This is a genomic window from uncultured Thiohalocapsa sp., assembly GCF_913063425.1.
GTDB lineage: Bacteria > Pseudomonadota > Gammaproteobacteria > Chromatiales > Chromatiaceae > Thiohalocapsa.
Window position 1 is genome coordinate 130,517 of record NZ_CAJXYK010000002.1, and the last position, 16,734, is coordinate 147,250.

Annotated in this window: 13 protein-coding genes; 3 read left to right on the forward strand and 10 right to left on the reverse strand. The window is 68.4% G+C overall.

All coding sequences use genetic code 11. The annotated features are described in order from the left end of the window. Window positions 1–153 precede the first annotated feature (153 nt). The 5 genes from soeC to QZ607_RS01545 all read right to left on the reverse strand — a co-directional run bounded on the left by soeC (window position 154) and on the right by QZ607_RS01545 (window position 6,443). The gene (gene soeC / locus QZ607_RS01525) at window positions 154–1,134 is read right to left on the reverse strand and encodes a sulfite dehydrogenase subunit SoeC (protein WP_295878845.1); all 981 of its coding nucleotides are present in this window, start codon (window positions 1,132–1,134) and stop codon (window positions 154–156) included. A gap of 134 nt (window positions 1,135–1,268) precedes the next feature. Further along, window positions 1,269–1,991 (reverse strand): sulfite dehydrogenase subunit SoeB, encoded by a 723-nt coding sequence (gene soeB / locus QZ607_RS01530; protein ID WP_295878846.1) that lies wholly within the window; start codon window positions 1,989–1,991, stop codon window positions 1,269–1,271. 105 nt (window positions 1,992–2,096) lie between these two features. Continuing rightward, window positions 2,097–2,480: a four helix bundle protein gene (locus QZ607_RS01535; RefSeq protein ID WP_295878849.1), complete on the reverse strand. Its 384-nt coding sequence runs from the start codon at window positions 2,478–2,480 to the stop codon at window positions 2,097–2,099. A 115-nt stretch (window positions 2,481–2,595) separates the two neighbouring features. Beyond that, window positions 2,596–5,502: a sulfite dehydrogenase subunit SoeA gene (soeA, locus tag QZ607_RS01540; protein ID WP_295878851.1), complete on the reverse strand. Its 2,907-nt coding sequence runs from the start codon at window positions 5,500–5,502 to the stop codon at window positions 2,596–2,598. A gap of 557 nt (window positions 5,503–6,059) precedes the next feature. Then, the gene (locus tag QZ607_RS01545; protein ID WP_295878853.1) at window positions 6,060–6,443 is read right to left on the reverse strand and encodes a cupin domain-containing protein; all 384 of its coding nucleotides are present in this window, start codon (window positions 6,441–6,443) and stop codon (window positions 6,060–6,062) included. 147 nt (window positions 6,444–6,590) lie between these two features. Between QZ607_RS01545 and QZ607_RS01550 the strand changes: the two genes are divergently transcribed. Next, entirely contained in the window at window positions 6,591–6,848 is a 258-nt protein-coding gene (locus tag QZ607_RS01550; RefSeq protein ID WP_295878856.1) for a hypothetical protein, read from the forward strand. A gap of 106 nt (window positions 6,849–6,954) precedes the next feature. Next, complete coding sequence (locus tag QZ607_RS01555; protein ID WP_295878859.1) at window positions 6,955–8,523, forward strand: alkaline phosphatase D family protein; 1,569 nt, start codon at window positions 6,955–6,957, stop codon at window positions 8,521–8,523. Between the two features lie 85 nt (window positions 8,524–8,608). Here the strand turns inward: QZ607_RS01555 and QZ607_RS01560 are convergent, their stop codons facing one another. The 3 genes from QZ607_RS01560 to QZ607_RS25790 form a co-directional block, all read right to left on the reverse strand. After that, a complete protein-coding gene (locus QZ607_RS01560) occupies window positions 8,609–9,877 on the reverse strand; it encodes an NnrS family protein (RefSeq protein WP_295878861.1) in 1,269 nt (422 codons plus the stop codon). Window positions 9,878–9,899: 22 nt separating this feature from the next. Then, a complete protein-coding gene (locus QZ607_RS01565; protein ID WP_295878864.1) occupies window positions 9,900–10,457 on the reverse strand; it encodes a flavodoxin in 558 nt (185 codons plus the stop codon). Window positions 10,458–10,574: 117 nt separating this feature from the next. Continuing rightward, window positions 10,575–10,709: a YgiT-type zinc finger protein gene (locus QZ607_RS25790; RefSeq protein WP_367268137.1), complete on the reverse strand. Its 135-nt coding sequence runs from the start codon at window positions 10,707–10,709 to the stop codon at window positions 10,575–10,577. A 425-nt stretch (window positions 10,710–11,134) separates the two neighbouring features. Here QZ607_RS25790 and QZ607_RS01570 point away from each other — a divergent pair, with 425 nt between their 5' ends. Next, on the forward strand, window positions 11,135–12,061 hold the full coding sequence (locus tag QZ607_RS01570) for a DMT family transporter (RefSeq protein WP_295878868.1): 927 nt from the start codon (window positions 11,135–11,137) through the stop codon (window positions 12,059–12,061). Window positions 12,062–12,351: 290 nt separating this feature from the next. On the opposite strand, the gene QZ607_RS01575 is transcribed toward QZ607_RS01570, so the two are convergent. Together QZ607_RS01575 and QZ607_RS01580 are read right to left on the reverse strand one after the other, a co-directional pair. Continuing rightward, complete coding sequence (locus QZ607_RS01575; protein WP_295878869.1) at window positions 12,352–12,951, reverse strand: cohesin domain-containing protein; 600 nt, start codon at window positions 12,949–12,951, stop codon at window positions 12,352–12,354. Window positions 12,952–13,035: 84 nt separating this feature from the next. After that, entirely contained in the window at window positions 13,036–16,602 is a 3,567-nt protein-coding gene (locus tag QZ607_RS01580; RefSeq protein WP_295878871.1) for a DNRLRE domain-containing protein, read from the reverse strand. Window positions 16,603–16,734: the final 132 nt, after the last annotated feature.

Consider the following 16,734-nt stretch of genomic DNA (forward strand, 5'->3'; position numbering starts at 1 on the left):
GCGGCGGTTTTGCGGACTACTCGGGCGTCTTCGCGGCCTTTGCGTGTTGCGTAGGTCTCGTTCGCAGAGGCTCAGCCGCGACGCGCGCGACGGACACGACTTTCGCGACCTTGAGTCACAGAGCGCCGATGCTGCGCCGGCCCCTGTGCGTGCTCAGGCGATGCTCTGATAGTACAGGTTCTGCGGGTGGTTGGCCTCGGCGAAGAAGTACCAGCGCTCGGCCAGCAGGCCCAGGTATTGGATCACGAAGGCGGCGATGGGCAGCGTCGGCGACTCCAGCACATAGGAGATGCCGATGAGGAACAGCGGCACCGGGAACACCAGCACCAGGAAGCCGATTCGCACCAACTTCAGGAATTCCGGGCTCTGGTGATGAAAGAATTCGCGGGTGTTGAAGGAGCTGGCCGTAAAGCCCTGGGACTTCTGCACGATCTTGCGGTGGCGCACGCCGATGGCGGTCTGCAGCGTGCTCTTGTGCTTGAGCGTGGCGTTGCGGATCAGAGAGGCGACCCGCGTTGCGAGCCCGAGCAGCGTGAAGATCACCGCCCAGGTGCCATAGAAGCCCACCAGGTGGTTGCCGAGATAGGCCGAATAGGCCGCCGCCAGCATGAAGCCGGATGCCATGCCCAGAAAGGTGAAATTACCGATGGTATAGGGCGAGTGCCATTCCTCCAGAAACTTGACGCTCGCGTAGATCATGCCGGTGCAGACGAAGAGCGTGAAGGCCACGAAGACGCCGATGAAGCCGAGCACCATGGTGACATCCATGGGCAGGGCACCGTCTCCCGCCACGATCCAGGGCTGGGTCCAGCCCAGGTAGTGGAACAGGCCGTATAAGAACACCACGCCCATCATCATCGGGAGCACGATCACCTCCCGCGAGAGCCACGACGTTCGCCACATGGACGCCGCCCGCCAGGCCCGCTCGGGTCGCCCGAGATGGAAGAAGGACGCGCCGAGCCCGCCCACCAGCAGCGCCAGTGACAGCACACTGCCGACGGCATAGAAGTTCGCGCCCTGGGGCTCGATGAGCTTGATGCTCGCGTAGAGCTGCCCCGTGAACAGGGCGAGGAAAAGCCCCTGCCCGGCGCCGATGAGCGTGGTCAGGAAGATGACGGAGAAGGCGGGATGCATAGGGTTGATTCCGGTGTCGTCGCCCGGGCAGCGCGCGCCCGGCCATTGTCCTAGTTTCTTTGTGGTTTCCGGCGTACGCCAAAGCGGTGCTGCCAAGCGTCGGGCGCCCATAGATGGGCACCCGGCGCGGCGGCTTACCAGGTCACGTCGTCGAGGGTCTCTTCTCCGGTGTAGACCGTGATGTCTTCCTTGGTCAGCGGATTGTCGGCGCGCTGCAGCTCATCCTCGCTGATGTGCATGCGCGTCTTCTGCCGCGGCAGATAGTGGTTGGCCGGCTTGGTGCCCCACTCAGGCATCAGCGCATAGCCGCCGCGCTCGCGGATGGCCACCGAGACCTCGGAGTCCGGGTCGTGCACATCGCCGAAGAGCCGCGCATTGGTGGGACAGGCCAACACACAGGCGGGCTGGCGCTCTTTCTCTGGCAGTGACTGGTCGGTGATACGGTCGATGCACAGCGTGCACTTCTTCATCACCTGCTGCTGCTCGTCCAGCTCGCGCACCCCATAGGGGCAGGCCCAGGAGCAGTATTTGCAGCCGATGCACTTGTCGTAGTCCACCAGCACAACGCCGTTGTCCTCGCGCTTGTAGCTCGCCCCGGTGGGGCAGACGGGCACGCAGGGCGGCTCTTCGCAATGCAGGCAGGACTTCGGGAAGTGCACCGTCTCCGTCGCCGGATAGCTGCCGACCTCGAAGGTCTGCACCCGGTTGAAGAAGGTACCGGTGGGATCGGCGCCATAGGGATTCTCATCCACCATGGGTCCGGCCCAGCCGGAGGCGTTCCACTGCTTGCAGGAGGTCACGCAGGCATGGCAGCCGACGCAGACGTTGAGGTCGATGACGAGGGCGAGTTGGGTCATGAAACTACCTATGGCCTATATGCATGATGCGTCGCGTGGTTGGGTACAAAAGGCAGAAGTGCAGGAGTGCATGACGGAATCCAGACCACGGGCAAGGGCGACGCGCTATTTCTTGAGCTGCGGGTCAGCCGCTTCGATGCTGCTGCGCAGTTTCGCAATGATCCGGCTGACCTCATTGCCGTCGGCAATCAACTGACTGAACGTTCGCTGATCGATATATCCCAGATCGAACGCCACATACACCTGGCTGCGAACTTCCGCCGCCGAGCCCCGCGCGATGGCAAGAAAACGCTTCAGCTCCGCGTTGCTGTAACGCTCAAAGCCCTCGGCGATGTTCGACATCACAGAAATGGCCGCCCGCCGAATCTGGTCCCTGAGGGCGAAATCCTTCGCCAGCGGCCCGTCGCTGCTGATCTGGTAGATCGCTTTCGTCAGAGCACGCGCCTTGCGCCAGCCGACGACATCCTCGAAGCGCTGAATTCCTCGCACAGTGTCTCCGCCCAGGCCAAGCTGCTTACAGGGCGCCGCAGCCATACGTCGCGCTTGCGGCACCCTGCACTGTCGCACTTCGCACTATTGCACTTCGCACTATCTGCACTCGCAGCTATTTCCTCCCAAACACCCCCGCCACATACGACTGCCACCGCGAGCGGGGCCGTGCGGCCTGACCGGGCAGCGTCTTCATGGGTGCGAACTGGGGCTCGGTGACCTGACCCTCCTGGGCGCCCTCGGCCTTGTAGATGCGCACCCGCAGGTCGAACCAGGCCGCCTGGCCGGTGATGGGGTCGGAGTTCGAGAAGTGTCTGCCGGCGCCGCCGTCGGGCAGCTCCTCGCCGATCAGGTGGTTCAGCAGGAAGCCCTTGGTGGCCTCGTCGGCCTTCGGGTCCAGCGCCCAGGCGCCAGCGGCCTTGCCGATGGCGTTCCAGGTCCAGACGGTGCCGGGCTCCACGGCCTCGGAGTATCGGCACATGCACTTCACCCGCCCGAGATGGGATTCCACCCAGATCCAGTCACCGTCCTCGATGCCCTGGGCGATGGCGAGCTTGGGGTTCACGAACAGATAGTTGTGGCTGTGGATCTGCCGCAGCCACGCGTTTTGGCTGTCCCAGCTGTGGTACATGGCCATGGGCCGCTGGGTGAGCGCCGCCAGCGGGAAGCGCGTCTTGTCCACCAGCTGGCCTTCCAGCGGCTCATAGTGGAAGGGCAGCGGGTCGAAGAAGGTCTCGATGCGCTCGCGCAGGTGCTCCGGCGGCTGGCGCCCGGGCCATTTGCCCTGGGCCGCGGCGCGGAAGCGTTGCAGCACCTCGGAGTAGATGTGCAGCGTGATGGGCTCGGCCCAGCGCGTGAGCGCATGCGCCCGGGCCCAGTGCAGGTAGCCCTTGTTCCAGTTGCGCATGTACTGATAGCTGCGCGGCAGCTCATGGTGGAAGACGCAGCCGTTGGCGGCGTACTGCTCCCATTGGCGCGGATTGGGCTCGCCCTTCAGGTACTTCTCGCCGAACTTGCCGCGCCAGCCGGCCAGGAAGCCGATGCCGGAGCCGGGTGAGGTCTCGTAATTGACGATGAAGTCCGGATAGTTGCGGTACTTCGGCGTCCCGTCCTGCTTGGTGAAGGCCGGCAGCTTGAGCCGTCCGCCCAGCTCGATGAGCACGTCCTGGAAGGGCCGGCACTCGCCCTTCGGCGGCAGCACGGGCAGGCGCACCGCATCCACCGGCCCGTCGAACTCCGAAATGGGCCGGTCCAGCATGGAGAGCACGTCGTGGCGCTCCAGGTAGGTGGTGTCCGGCAGCACCAGATCGGCGAAGGCGACCGTCTCGGAGGCAAAGGTGTCGCACACCACCAGGAACGGGATCTTGTACTCGCCGTTCTCATCGGTGTCGGTGAGCATGTGCCGTGCGGCGGTGGTGTTCATCGACGAGTTCCAGGCCATGTTGGCCATGAACAGGAACAGGGTGTCGATGGGATAGGGGTCGCCGCGCCAGGCGTTGGTGATGACGTTGTGCATCAGGCCGTGGGCCGCCAGCGGGTACTCCCAGCTGAAGGCCTTGTCGATGCGCACCGGCTTGCCGTCGTCGTCGACGAAAAGGTCTTCGGGCTTCGCCGGCCACCCGAGCGGCAGACCCTCCAGCGGCGCCTCCGGCTGCACGGCATCCGGGTGATTCGGCGGCTTCGGGCAGGGCGGGATGGGCTTCGGGAAGGGCGCGCGGTGGCGGAAGCCGCCGGGGCGGTCGATGGTGCCGAGCACCGTCATCAGGATGCTCAGGGACCGGATGGTCTGGAAGCCGTTGGAATGCGCCGCGAGCCCCCGCATGGCGTGGAAGGCCACCGGGTTGCCGGTGACGGTATCGTGCTCCTTGTCCCAGCAGTCGGTCCAGCGGATGGGCAGCTCGATTTTGTGGTCACGGGCGGTGACGCCCATCTCGTGGGCAAGCCGTCGGATGGTGTCCGCCGGGATGCCGGTGATGTTCTCCGCCCACTCCGGCGTGTAGGGCTCCACCCGCTCCTTCAGCAGCTGGAAGGACGGCTTCACCGGGGTGCCGTCCGGCAGCTCGTAGCTGCCCATGAGGCGCGGGTCCCCGCCCTCGGTGTGGGTCAGCACGGGGCCGTTCTTGTTGCGGTCCCACCAGAGCTTGTTCTGCGGGTCGGTGCAGCCCTCGGTGATCTCCGCGTCCGGGTCACGGTAGAACATGCCGTGGTCGTCGCGGCTCGGGTCGTCGATGACCAGCTCCGGGGCATTGGTGTACTGGACCAGAAACTCCCGGTCGAACAGGCCGACTTTCAGGATCTCGTGGATCAGCGCCAGGAAGAGCGCGCCGTCCGTGCCGGGCTTGATGGGCACCCATTCGTCGGCGATGGCGGAATAGCCGGTGCGAATCGGGTTGATGGAGACGAAGCGCCCGCCACGGCGCTTGAACCTGCTGATCTGGATCTTGAGCGGGTTGGAGTGATGGTCCTCGGCGGTGCCGATCATCACGAACAGCTTGGCCCGCTCCAGATCCGGCCCGCCGAACTCCCAGAACGACCCGCCGATGGTGTAGATCATGCCCGTGGCCATGTTCACGGAGCAGAAGCCGCCGTGGGCGGCGTAGTTCGGCGTGCCGAACTGCTTGGCGAACATGCCGGTCAGCGCCTGCATCTGGTCGCGGCCGGTGAAGAGCGCGAATTTCTTCGGGTCCTCCGCCCGCAGCCGGCCCAGGCGCTCGGTGAGCATGTCCATGGCCTCGGCCCAGGAGATTTCCTCGAATTCCGACTCGCCGCGCTTGGCGCCCGGCTTGCGCTTCAGGGGCTTGGTGAGCCGCGCCGGCGACACCTGCTTCATGATCCCCGAGCTGCCCTTGGCGCAGATGACGCCCTCGTTGAGCGGATGGTTCGGGTTGCCCTCGATGTAGCGCACCTGGCCATCGCGCAGGTGCACGCGGATCCCGCAGCGGCAGGCGCACATGTAACAGGTGGTCTCCTTGACCTCCGTATGGCCGTCGGCTTGATCGGTGTGGACTGCGGGATCTTGCATGGTGATTTCCGGGGCTGGTGGGGTCTGGGGCGAGTCGCTCGGTACCGGCGCGCGGGTGATCCGGGAGCAGGCGGCCGCAGCGAGGTCAGCGCCAGGCTGCCGGCGGCACCAGGTCGCGTCCACGGGAGCGTGCCGCTCCGTCTAATGCTCGGCCGGGGCGCCGAAAAACCCTGCAAGGGAGATCGCACCGCGGCCACTCAACGCGCTCAATATACAGAATCGGAACATTCTAATGTTCCGCGCGCAAGGTTAAGAGGCTCGCGCACGCATTCAAGGATGCGGATCACGGGGTTTTTGCTCGCCGGCCTTGCCGGTTTCCCCATGACGATATGGCGCAAGCGCCCGGCGCTCAGACGCGCTCGGGATCGCAGCCGGCAGTCGTTGCCCGGGGAGCAGTTGACCGAGTTTCAGGGGGCACGCCCCGCAGCCGCCGGCCGGAGCGGCCCCGGTCGAGTGCGGTACAGGGTCCGGGACGCCGACTCAGGATGAGCCGACGGCGGCGTGGACGGTGTGGTGGGCGGGCGCCCGCGGGACATCCCGGGCCGAGGGCGGGGCCTTTATCCGTCGCGCACGTCCGGGTCCACCTCGAAGCCTGCGCCGGCCTGGGCCAGGCGCAGCGGCGCACCGAAGAAGGCCAGCACTGTCAGGTCTTCCTCGATGTCGAAGAAGGCGTGGTCGCACGCCGTGTGCACGTACATGATGGAGCCCTTCTGCACCAGCTGGTCTTCGTTGCCCACCCGCAGGCGCGCCCGACCTTCGAGCACGAGGTAGAGCTCGTCTTCCTCGTGCGCGCTCTGCATCTCTGTGGAGCCCGCCGGCAGGTGGTAGATGGAGCAGCTCAGCGACGGCGTGCGCAGAACCTCCTGAAAGCGCGGCGTACCGGTCTCGATCTTTGCGAGCAGTGCTTGCAGATCGAAGAGCAGCCACTGGTGATCGGTCATGGGTTGACTCTCCGGCTTCAGGGGTGGCGCTGGCTCGCAGAATGGAAGACTGATGGTATTGCGAATACTTGACATTCGCAATACCATCCAAATCTGCGTCATCAAAGCGTCACACTACCCCAACACCAGGTCAACGTGGAGTTTTCCATGCGCTCGCCACCCTACGACGAGCTCGCCGAGCCCGGCGGCCGGAACCACCGCGAACAGGGCGAGCACAGGTCGCAGCCTGCCGCCGGCACCGCCGCGGCCTCGCCGCTGCGCGGCTGGCGCCTGGCGCTGGCGCGCCTGCTCGCGCGCCATCCTGAGCGCCAGAGCCCCCGCCGGCGCCGCTGGTCTCTGTTGCGTGCGCTCGCCGCAGACACGCCGCGTCGGGACCGGCGCGCACAACCACCCGGCCGGTTCTGATTCGCACCCTGTCAAGCGACACCCGCTGGCAGGCCGCCGACATCAACCGGACACAACCCTTCGGTACCCTGGTGCAGCAGCGATATACCTGCACTGGAGGCCCCGCATGCGACCCAAGCCCGCCTGGAACAGACGCGAGCTGCTGCGCGCGCTCGCCGGCCTGCCCCTCGCCGGCCCCGCTGCCGCCGCCTCAGCGGCCATGCTCGCCACACCCAGCTTCCCGCAGGACCCCTTCAGCCTGGGCGTGGCATCCGGTTATCCGCGCCCGGACGGCATGGTGCTCTGGACCCGACTCGCGCCCGAGCCGCTGGCCCCCGCCGGCGGCATGCCGCCCGAAAGCGTCCCGGTGCGCTGGGAAGTGGCGCGGGACCAGAGCTTTCGGCAGCTCGCAGCGGCCGGCACCGCCTACGCCACCCTGGACTGGGCGCATGCGGTGCACGTTGAGCCCTACGGGCTGGCGCCGGACCGGGAGTATTGGTACCGCTTCCATGCCGGCGACGCCACCAGTCCGCCCGGGCGCACCCGCACCGCACCGGCGGCGGATGCGCTTGCGGATCGGCTGCGCATCGGCGTCGGCTCCTGTCAGCACTATGCCTATGGCTGGTACACGGCGTATCGGCACGCGGCCGCGGACCAGCTCGACCTCTTCCTGCACCTGGGCGACTACATCTACGAGGCCTCCCGCGGCACGGGCGTGGTGCGCTCGCAGGGTGTGCAGGAGCCGGTGCCCCTGGAGGACTACCGCCGCCACTACGCCCTGTACAAATCGGACCCAGACCTGCGGGCAGCGCACGCGAGCTGCCCCTGGCTCCTGGTCTGGGACGACCATGAGGTGGACAACGACTACGCCGGCAGCCGCTCCCAGGACGACGACACACCGGCCTGGTTTCTGGCCCGCCGCGCCGCCGCCTACCGCGCCTACTACGAGCACATGCCGCTGCCGCGGGGCATGGTGCCCTTCGGCCCGCACATGCGCATCCACACCCGCCTCGGGCTCGGGCGGCTGGCGACCCTGCACATGCTCGACAACCGCCAATACCGCAGCCCCCAGCCCTGCCCGAAGCCGGGACGCGCCGGCTCCAACTTCATCAGCGGCGACTGCAGCGAGCGGCTGAATCCCGACGCCACGCTGCTCGGTGCCCGCCAGGAGCGCTGGCTCGCCGCCGGCCTGCGCGGCTCGGGCGCCCGCTGGAGCCTGCTCGGCCAACAGACCCTGATGGCGCACGCCGACGGCCGCGAGGGCGACGGCGAATTGTTCTTCTCCGACGGCTGGGACGGCTACCCCGCCGCCCGCAAGCGCCTGCTGGACCTCTTCGCCGAGGGCGCCTGCGCCAACCCCGTGGTGCTCGGCGGCGACGTGCATTCCTTCTGGGTTGCGGACCTGAAGCCCAACTTCGCCGACACGCGCGCCCCCGCCGTCGCCAGCGAATTCGTCGGCACCTCCATCAGCTCCCCGCCGCCGCCGGAACACCGCATCCAGGCCGTGGTGCGCGAGAACCCGCACATCCACTATGCCACCGGCGAGCACCGCGGCTACCTGCGGCTCACGCTGACCCCAGCGCGGCTCACCGCAGACCTGCGTGCCGTCGCGAGCGTGCGCGAGCGCGATGCGACCTGCGACACGCTGGCGAGCTTCGTCGTCGAGGACGGCCGGCCCGGACCGGTGGCGGCCTGAGGCGCACCGGGCCAGGCCGCGCCGCTCACCCAACCAGAGCAGCCACGGCGGCCGCGTGCCGATCAGGATGGTCGGGGCGCGGGCGTCAGCCGGGCTTGCCGTCCACCCGCGGTGCCACCAGCATCGGGCCGCACACGCCGGTGAAGAGCGCAAAGGCGCCGACCCAGCAGAGGCCCGCCGCGACCATCCAGGTCAGGTACAGCTCCGGCAAGGCCCAGACACCCGCCGTGCGCAGCAGTGCCGCGAGGTTCACCAGCACGAAGGCGACCAGCATGAGCCGGCTCGCCTGCATGGCGCGGCCGGTATGGCCGAGCGTGACCCGGGTCATCATGCCGAGGGTCAGCACGCCGATGGCGCCCGCCGTCAGCGCATGCACCGCGATGCTGGGCGGCAACAGGCCGAAGGCGGCGCTGCCGTCCAAAAGCAGTCCCAGCGCGAGCCACAGGAAGCCCAGATAGAGCACCGCCAGCATCGGCCGGCGCCAGGCGCGGCGGTCATGCCAGCCGGCGAAGCGCACCAGCTGCAAGGCGCCGGCGGCCATGCCCGCGACGCCGGCGAGCCAGCCCACCCACTCGCCGGGGCGCCCGCCGCCCGGCTCTGCGACATGCAGCACGAGCAGCGCCAGCGCGGCACCGAAGGTCAGCGCCTCGATCCGGTGCCAGGTCTTGGGTGCCGCATCCGGCAGCGCGGCGCGGGTGAAGAAGGGCATGACCCGCCCGCCCACAAGCAGGATCACGACCACCACCAGGTCCAGCATCAGCCGCTGGCCCCGCGCCGCCAGCCCTGCTCCCAACCCGTCAACGAGCCCCATGCCGGCCAGGCTCGCGAGCAGCGACGCCAGCGTGCAGCCCGCGAAGACAGCGAGAAAGAGTCGGTTGGCCGGGTTCGGGCCCTGCCACAGGGGCCGCCACAGCGACAACGCAAGGGCCGGGAAGAACGCGATGTCGAGCAACCCCACCAGCCAGCCGGGGGCGGAGAGCCAGGGGGCGACGCGCGCCGCCAGCCAAAGCCCCACCAATGCGGCCAGCAGCGGCCCACCGGCCGTCGGCAGGCCGCTCCAGTTGCGCGCGGCCGTCAGCAGGAAGCCCGCGATCACCGCCGTGGTATAGCCGAACAGCATCTCGTGGGCGTGCCAGTTGCTGCCGGCCTGATAATCCGGTTGCCCCACCCAGCCGTACAGCAGACCGAGCCACAGCAGCATGGACACCACGGCGAACAGGCCGGCGGCGAGAAAGAACGGCCGAAAGCCGAGCGCCCACAAGCCGCGCCGGCGCAGCCGGAAGCCCGCCGGGTCGCCGGTGGCGGCGGGCGGCGGCTGCCTGGGGATGGCGGTGGGGAGGCGCGCGTCGGGCATGGCGGGTCAGATGCACCGGCGCTCAGACAGTCTGTCCGGCCCCTGCACCCGCGCCGTCGGCACCGCCGGCGAGCAGTTGGGCACGCACGGACTCGACCCAGCGCGTCAGCCGTTGCGGCGTCAGGTCGGCCTGGTTTTCCTGATCCAGCACCAGACCGCAGAAGGCGCCGTCGCCGAGATCGGCGCGGGAGCGCTGATAGTCGTAACCGGCCGTGGGCCAGGCCCCGACCACCGCGGCACCGCGGCCCCGAAGCTCCTGGTACAACACCCCCAGCGCATCGGCGAACTCATCCGGATAATTCACCTGGTCACCGAGCCCCACCAGCGCCACCACCTTGCGCTTGAAATCCACCGCGTCCAGCTCCGGCACAAAGGCCTCCAGCGCTGCCGGGAGGTCGCCGCAGCCGGTGGTGGAGGTGGCGAAGAGCAGGGCGCCGAAGCCGTCCATCTGTGCCGCATCGGTGTCGTCGAGGTTGTGCACCACGGCCGCGCCTTTCGGCAGGTACTGCTGCTGGATCAGCCGGGCCAGCTCGCCGGTGCCGCCGTTCTCGGACGCGAAGAAGATACCGATGGGGGCCATGATGCGCTCCTCTGTCTGGGTGCCGGCGGGCGCTGTAACCTCGCGCGGGCGGTGGGTTGGGCTGGGGCTCGTGGTGGGTGGCAGTACGCGCGCTGGATGCGCGCTGGCTTGCTGTGCTTATCCTACTCGGCCTCGGCGTTGGGCGCGGCGGCGGCATCGGCCTGGGTGTAGACACGCTGCGCAATTGTTTGCGTCCAGGGTGTATTCGCCGCAGTTGTCGCAGATTTGGGCCGGCACCGGTTTGATGACCACCAGCGTCTCGCCTCACGTCAAGGAGACGGTGACTTGGCCGGGGACCATCCGGCCGGTCTTGCAGGCGATGCAGTTCATCGGTTTCATTATGGTGACGGTAACCGTAATACCTCGATTCGGAGGCCGCGTACGCAATTGCGTATAACGTCCCCGTTTTTTGATTGTGTCGGGCGACCCCGTGCGCCAGCGGCCGGGCGATCTGATAGGGTGCCTGCCCCCGGCAACCGCTGGTGGCCCTGCGCCTGGACGGAACGCCCAGCCCACCGGTCTGGAACGCGTGCCCGCATCTGGCGACGCGCCGGTGTTGCAGCCGGTCAATAGCCAATCGCGGCGTTGCACCAGGTATCCACTGTTGTGTTGTGACAGCCCTGGCGCTGTCGCCGGCTCATCAACGCGCTGTCTTCTGCACCGCTGCAATGCCCCGCATGACCACTCGCTCCGCTGCCACGGCACCACCGGAATCAGCCCGTGGTGATGCCGACAGCGCCAACCAAGCCATCGTCATCCCCGTCATGCTGGCGGGCTCTGCGCTGTGGGGCCTGTACTGGCTGCCGCTGCGGTGGCTGGAGCAGGCGGGGCTCGGGGGGCTGTGGGCGCTGACCTTCATCTACATCGGGGCGACGGCGACGCTGGGGCTGGTGGCGCGACGGCATTGGCGGGCGGTGGCGGCGGCGCACCGGCGGTTGCTCGGGATCGCGTTGTCGGCGGCGGTGTCGGGCATCGCCTTCGGTCTGGGCATGATCGAGGGGCAGGTGGCGCGGGTGCTGATCCTGTTCTACCTGTCGCCGCTGTGGGCGGTGCTGCTGGGGCGGGTGCTGCTGGGGGAGCGGCTGCTGGCGGTGACGGTGCCGGCGCTGGTGCTGGCGCTGTTCGGGGCGGGGCTGATGCTGCTCTCGGATCTGCGCGGGCTGGACCGGGGCCTGCTCGGCGCCTTCAGCCCGGCGGATCTGCTCGGGCTGGTGGCGGGGTTTGCGTTTGCGCTCACCAATGTACAGCTGCGGGCGGCGCGGGGGCTGCCGGGGGCGCTGCGGAACCTGGCATCGGTGGCGCTGGTGCCGCCGCTGGCGGCGGTGGCGGCGGCGGGTGCGGGGACCACCTTCGACGCCCCCTGGTGGGCGCTGCCGGCGGCGCTGGGCGTCGGGGTGGTCTGGATGAGCAGCATGATCTCGGCGACGCAGTACGGCATCAGCCGGCTGCCGTTGCAGCGCTCGTCTGTGCTGCTGCTGTTCGAGCTGGTGGTGGGTGCGGTGTCCGCGGCCTGGCTGGCGGGGGAGGCGCTCGGCCCGGCGGAGCTGGCGGGCGGCGCCTGCATCGTGCTGGCGGGGCTGGCGGTGGTGTGGCTGCGGCGGTGAGGCAGGTAGTCGCCCCGCCTGGGGGCGCCGAGTTTCACTCGGCGACCCTGCGCGCACCAAGCCGCAGGGTCTCAGGGCAAGACGACGGACCGCGGATGATCCCAAGTGCAGGGACGGCAGCCACAACGCTTCGATCCGGACAAAACGTCAGTAATTACATATAACGTCCCCGTTTTTGTCCCCATTTTTCTGCGGTTGTTCGGGTTGCGGGCGGACCGCGGCGGGCAGTCGGCGGAAATGCCTCGGCGCTGCCCGCGGGGCGCCCGTCCATGGGCTCAGTGCTGCTGCCCTCAGCGGCACGCACGCCGCCTGCGAACATGCAGAAGCGCAGCGCCGAAGGACATCAACAGCAGCGTGCCCGGCAGCGGCACCCTGAGGCTGCCCGCACCGGCGCTGTCCGCGCTGAGCGGCTGCGGGTCGAAGAGGTCGCCGTCGAACAGCTTGATGCTGGACAGGGTCAGTGCGCTGATGCCGGGCTGCTGCGCCAGAAAGGTCACGGTGGCGAGCAGGAATGTATCCGGCTGGGTGCTGAAGTCGAGCAGTCCTGAGGCCTCTGCGAGCCGCAGCACGCCGCTGCCGGCGTTGCTGTCGTCGCTCAGGTCAAACTGCACGGAGAACGGATCCACCAGCGTGGTGCCCAGGCTGTAGGACTGGTATTCGGCGACGATGGGATCGAAGGTCAGGTCGAAGTCGAAGCTGCTGAGGTCCTCGGTGTCGAGTCCGGCGACGACGATGTCGATGTCGATGAGCTGGCCGGTGTAGAGCTTGGCGCTGACGGGCTCAAGGCTGAGCTCGATGGGGGCCGCGTGGGCCTCATTGCCGGCGAGGCTCAGGCCCGCAGCGGCGGCGCAGAGCGGCAGCGCAGCGAGCAGGGCGTGGGCTTTGGTCATGGTGCAGGGTCTCCTGGCACGGGTATTCGGATGGACCCGGCGCCGGTGCAGCCGCAGCAATGGCGTCGCACCGGCGCCGGCGGCTCAGTTGCGCAGCTTAAGGATCAGGAGCCGTGCATCGCGGATGGAGACGACGCCGTCACCGTCCAGGTCGCAGGCGGGGCACTCGCTCGCGGGCCGGCGGAGATGGCCGCGCATGGCCATCACGTCGTCTCGGGCCACGACGCCGTCGCCGTCCGCATCCCCGCGCGGGCTGTAGAACACCGTGAGCCGCGGGCGGCGCGCCAGGGCGTCGGTGCCGGTGTAGAGCTCGGTGGCGATGTCCCAGCCGTCCGTGCTCTGGTTGAGGATGAGCCAACCCTCCTCGCTCGCGCCGGCGGCCCAGGCCTGCACCGTGGGCGTCACGTCGAAGGTGGTGTAGGTGCCGCCCTGGAGGTTCGGCTTGCTCTCATCCGGCGCGGCCACCGCCTCGCTGTCGTCCACCTGCACGCCATCCCCGCCGAAGCTGTTCCAGCTGCTGGTGCCGTCCCAGGGCGTGAGCATCTGGTGCAGACCCACCGGCCCGTTGGTGGAGCTGGTGATGTAGAAGCGCAGCTCGGCGCCGGTTACCACGGTGTCCGCCGGCAGGCTGGCGAGCAGGCCGTCGAAGCGGATCAGGCCGTGCGACATGCCCGGGCCGCCGTAGTCGCTGGTGGCCTGGTCGAAGCTCAGCTCCTCCGCTGCGAAGCTCGCAGCCGGGCTCGCGGAGGCGATGGCGATGACCTGGCTGCCGGTGTAGCCGTCGGTGCCCTCGCTCAGCACCACGCGCAGGCGATTGTCCACCGGCGTGCTCACCAGCACGGCGTCGGACCAGTCCGAAGAGCCGAAGACGTTGTTGGCGCGCACCCGGTACTCGTAGTCCGTGCCGTCCACCAGCTCCGACTGGCTGAAGCTCGTGGTCTCCGGGTCCAGGCCGCCGGCGACGGTCTCCCAGGTGCCGTCCGCGCCGACCCGCCGGTCGACGCTGATGTTGCTGACGTTGGCCGGGTCCTCGGTGTTGGTCCAGCGGATGGTGATGTCGGTGTAGGAGGTCGCCTCGCCGGTGAGGCCCGTCGGCGCGCTCGGCGGCTCCCCGGACAGGGCCTCGAAGGGCAGCTTGATCTCATCGCCATAGAAGGGCGCCGCATGCAGCGTGATGCTGCTCGGCTTCTCGTACGGCGCGTCATCGCTCACCTCGCCCACGCCCTCGACGTAGTTGACCAGCTCGCCGTTCTCGTAGCGGGCGGTGACGACGGTGCGGATGCGCAGCTCCGCGGGTACCCCGTCCGCCGCAGGAATGACGTGATTCCACTTGAACTGGTTCAGTGACGCGCTGTCGAGGGTCCAGCTCTTGTCATCGTCGTCCGCGCGGGGCGTGGCACCCCAGCTGCCCTCGCCGACGTAGAGCACGCCGTTGTCGTCATCGCGCACGAAGCCCATGTCGTTGCCGTCGGCATCCGAGCGCACCAGCGGGAAGGTGAACTTGTGGTTGTGGGTGTCACTTTCGTTGGCGACGGTGAGGCCGTAGTCGTCGAACAGATCCGCCCAGTCCAGCTCGTGGTCGTTCTCCGCCTTGGTGGAGGTGTGCGGGCGGATGGGCTTGTGGTAGCCGGCGATCTTGAAGGTGTCGTTGGCGTGCGCGGCTAGGTCGCTCGCGAGCCAGAGCAGCTGCTGGTCGTGCGCCGCCTGCATGCCGTTCAGGTAGAACTGCGAGTTCAGGTTGATCACGTGCAGCAGGCTGCCGCCGAAGGTCCAGGCGCCGTAGCTGTAGTCGGCGGACTGGGCCGGGTCGGTGTTGCCGGAGTCGAACAGGTTGTAGAGGACTTCAAAGTCGCCGTCCTCGTGGTTGCCGTGCACGGCAAGGATCGGATACATGCGCCCGTCGCCGGACTTGGTGCCCTCGGACCAGTCCGTCAGCCATTGCAGCCAGCTGGCGTCACTGGTGCCGTCGCCGGAGTTGAAGTCGCCGGTGAAGAGCACGAACAGCGGCCGCAGCTTGGCCACCATTTGGTTGGACCAGCGCCCGGCCTGAAGCGCATCGCCGGAGGACTTGGTGTCGCCGCCGGTGATGTAGGTGAAGGCCTTGGGCGTGTTGGGCGCGGTACGGAACCACATGCACTCGCCGGCGCCGTCCGAGTCCGCGATGACGAAGCGATAGGCCGTATCCGGCAGCAGGCCGCCGAGCTTGGCGAAGTGGTTGTTCATACCCCGATACGGGGTGATGCGCTGCGGCGCCTGGCTCATGGCATAGCTGCCGAGCTCCGACAGGCAGCCCTCGGCGGGGTCGTAGAGGTCGTAGTGGACGGTGGCGCCGCTGCCGCGCACCTGGTCCCAGATGACGTTCATGGTGGTGGCCGGGTCGTCCCCCGGTGACCAGCTGAGGCGCACGCGGTAGCTGGACGGCGTGGTCTGCTCGCCGATGAAGCGCACCACCAGCTCCGGGGCCAGGGCGCTGTTGCCGTCGAAGGACTCCGCGGTGCGCTGGCCCTGGCCCTGGATGATGAAGGCCATGGCGTTGCCTTCCTGCCAGCCGTCGCGGTCCACGATCTCCTGCACGATGGCCGCGAGGTCCGGCGTGCGCTGGTGCTCGCCGCCGGGCAGCCCCTCCTCTGTGACGGTCCACTCGGGAATGCCTGCCCAGTCCACCGACGCGGTGGTCTTGGCGCGACTGGAGATGTTGTAGGGCGTATCGGCGTAGGACGCCGGGTCGTCCGCCGCCTCGCCCCAGATGGTCACGGCGAAGGGATCACTGTTCTTGTCGCCCTCGTCCACGGCGAACTGCAGATGCGCGGAGAGGATCTGCGCGTCTTCCGGAATGGTGACATCCGTGAGCCGAATGCCGATGGTCTGCCGGCGATCGGGCTCACCCTCGTGGTCCTCCACCAGCTCCAGATCGGAGCTTGCGATGTCCAGCACGCCCGGGCCGTCATCACCCTCTTCGGCATCGTCGTCGGAGGCGGCGACCCGATAGCGCTCCAGCGACGGCACCACAAGCACCAGCTCGGGCGCCAGGTCCGCCACATCCACCTCGTCGATGGAGCCGTCAAAAGACTCCGCGGTTCGTGTGCCGCTGCCGGTGAGCACGAAGCCCATGGCGTTGCCCGCCTGCCAGTCCGGCTGGTCGACAATCTCCTGGACGATGGCCGTCAGGTCCGGCGTGCGCTGCGCCGCATCGGCGGCGTGCTCCAGCTCCCAGTCTGGAATGCCGGACCAGTCCGCCTCGGCCGTGGTCAGAAGCCGGCTGCTGATGTCGTTCAGGGCGTCGGTGAAGGCGGCGGCATCGGCCGTCAGCTCGCCGCGGATGGTGACGTTGAAGGGATTGACGTTCTTGTCGTCCTCATCGGTGCGGAACTGGATATAGGCGCCGAGAATCGGCAGCCCCTGTGGCAGGTCCAGGCCCGCGAAGCGCAGGCCGATCAGCTGCGGAACACCGGGGTCGTCTTCGGTGATTTCGAGGTCCGAGCTTGTGAGGTCCACCGCACCCGCGGCCTCCTCGGCATCGTCGCTGCTCGCGGCGATGTGATAGCGCAATGTCTGATTGGCCGCGGCCGGCGCCGCCAGCATGGCCGCCGCCAGGAACGCGGAGAAGAGTACCCCCGCCGCGCGCGGCAGGTGGCGTGTGGGTCGGTACATCGGTGCCCCCGGGTGAGCTGATAGATGAACGGCAGGCGAGGGGCCGCTGCCGAAGGCCTGGGACCCATGCCGGCGCCGGGCTCTTGCCCAGCGGCGACGCGCCGCCGGCCCAGGCCGGGTAGTGACGGCCCG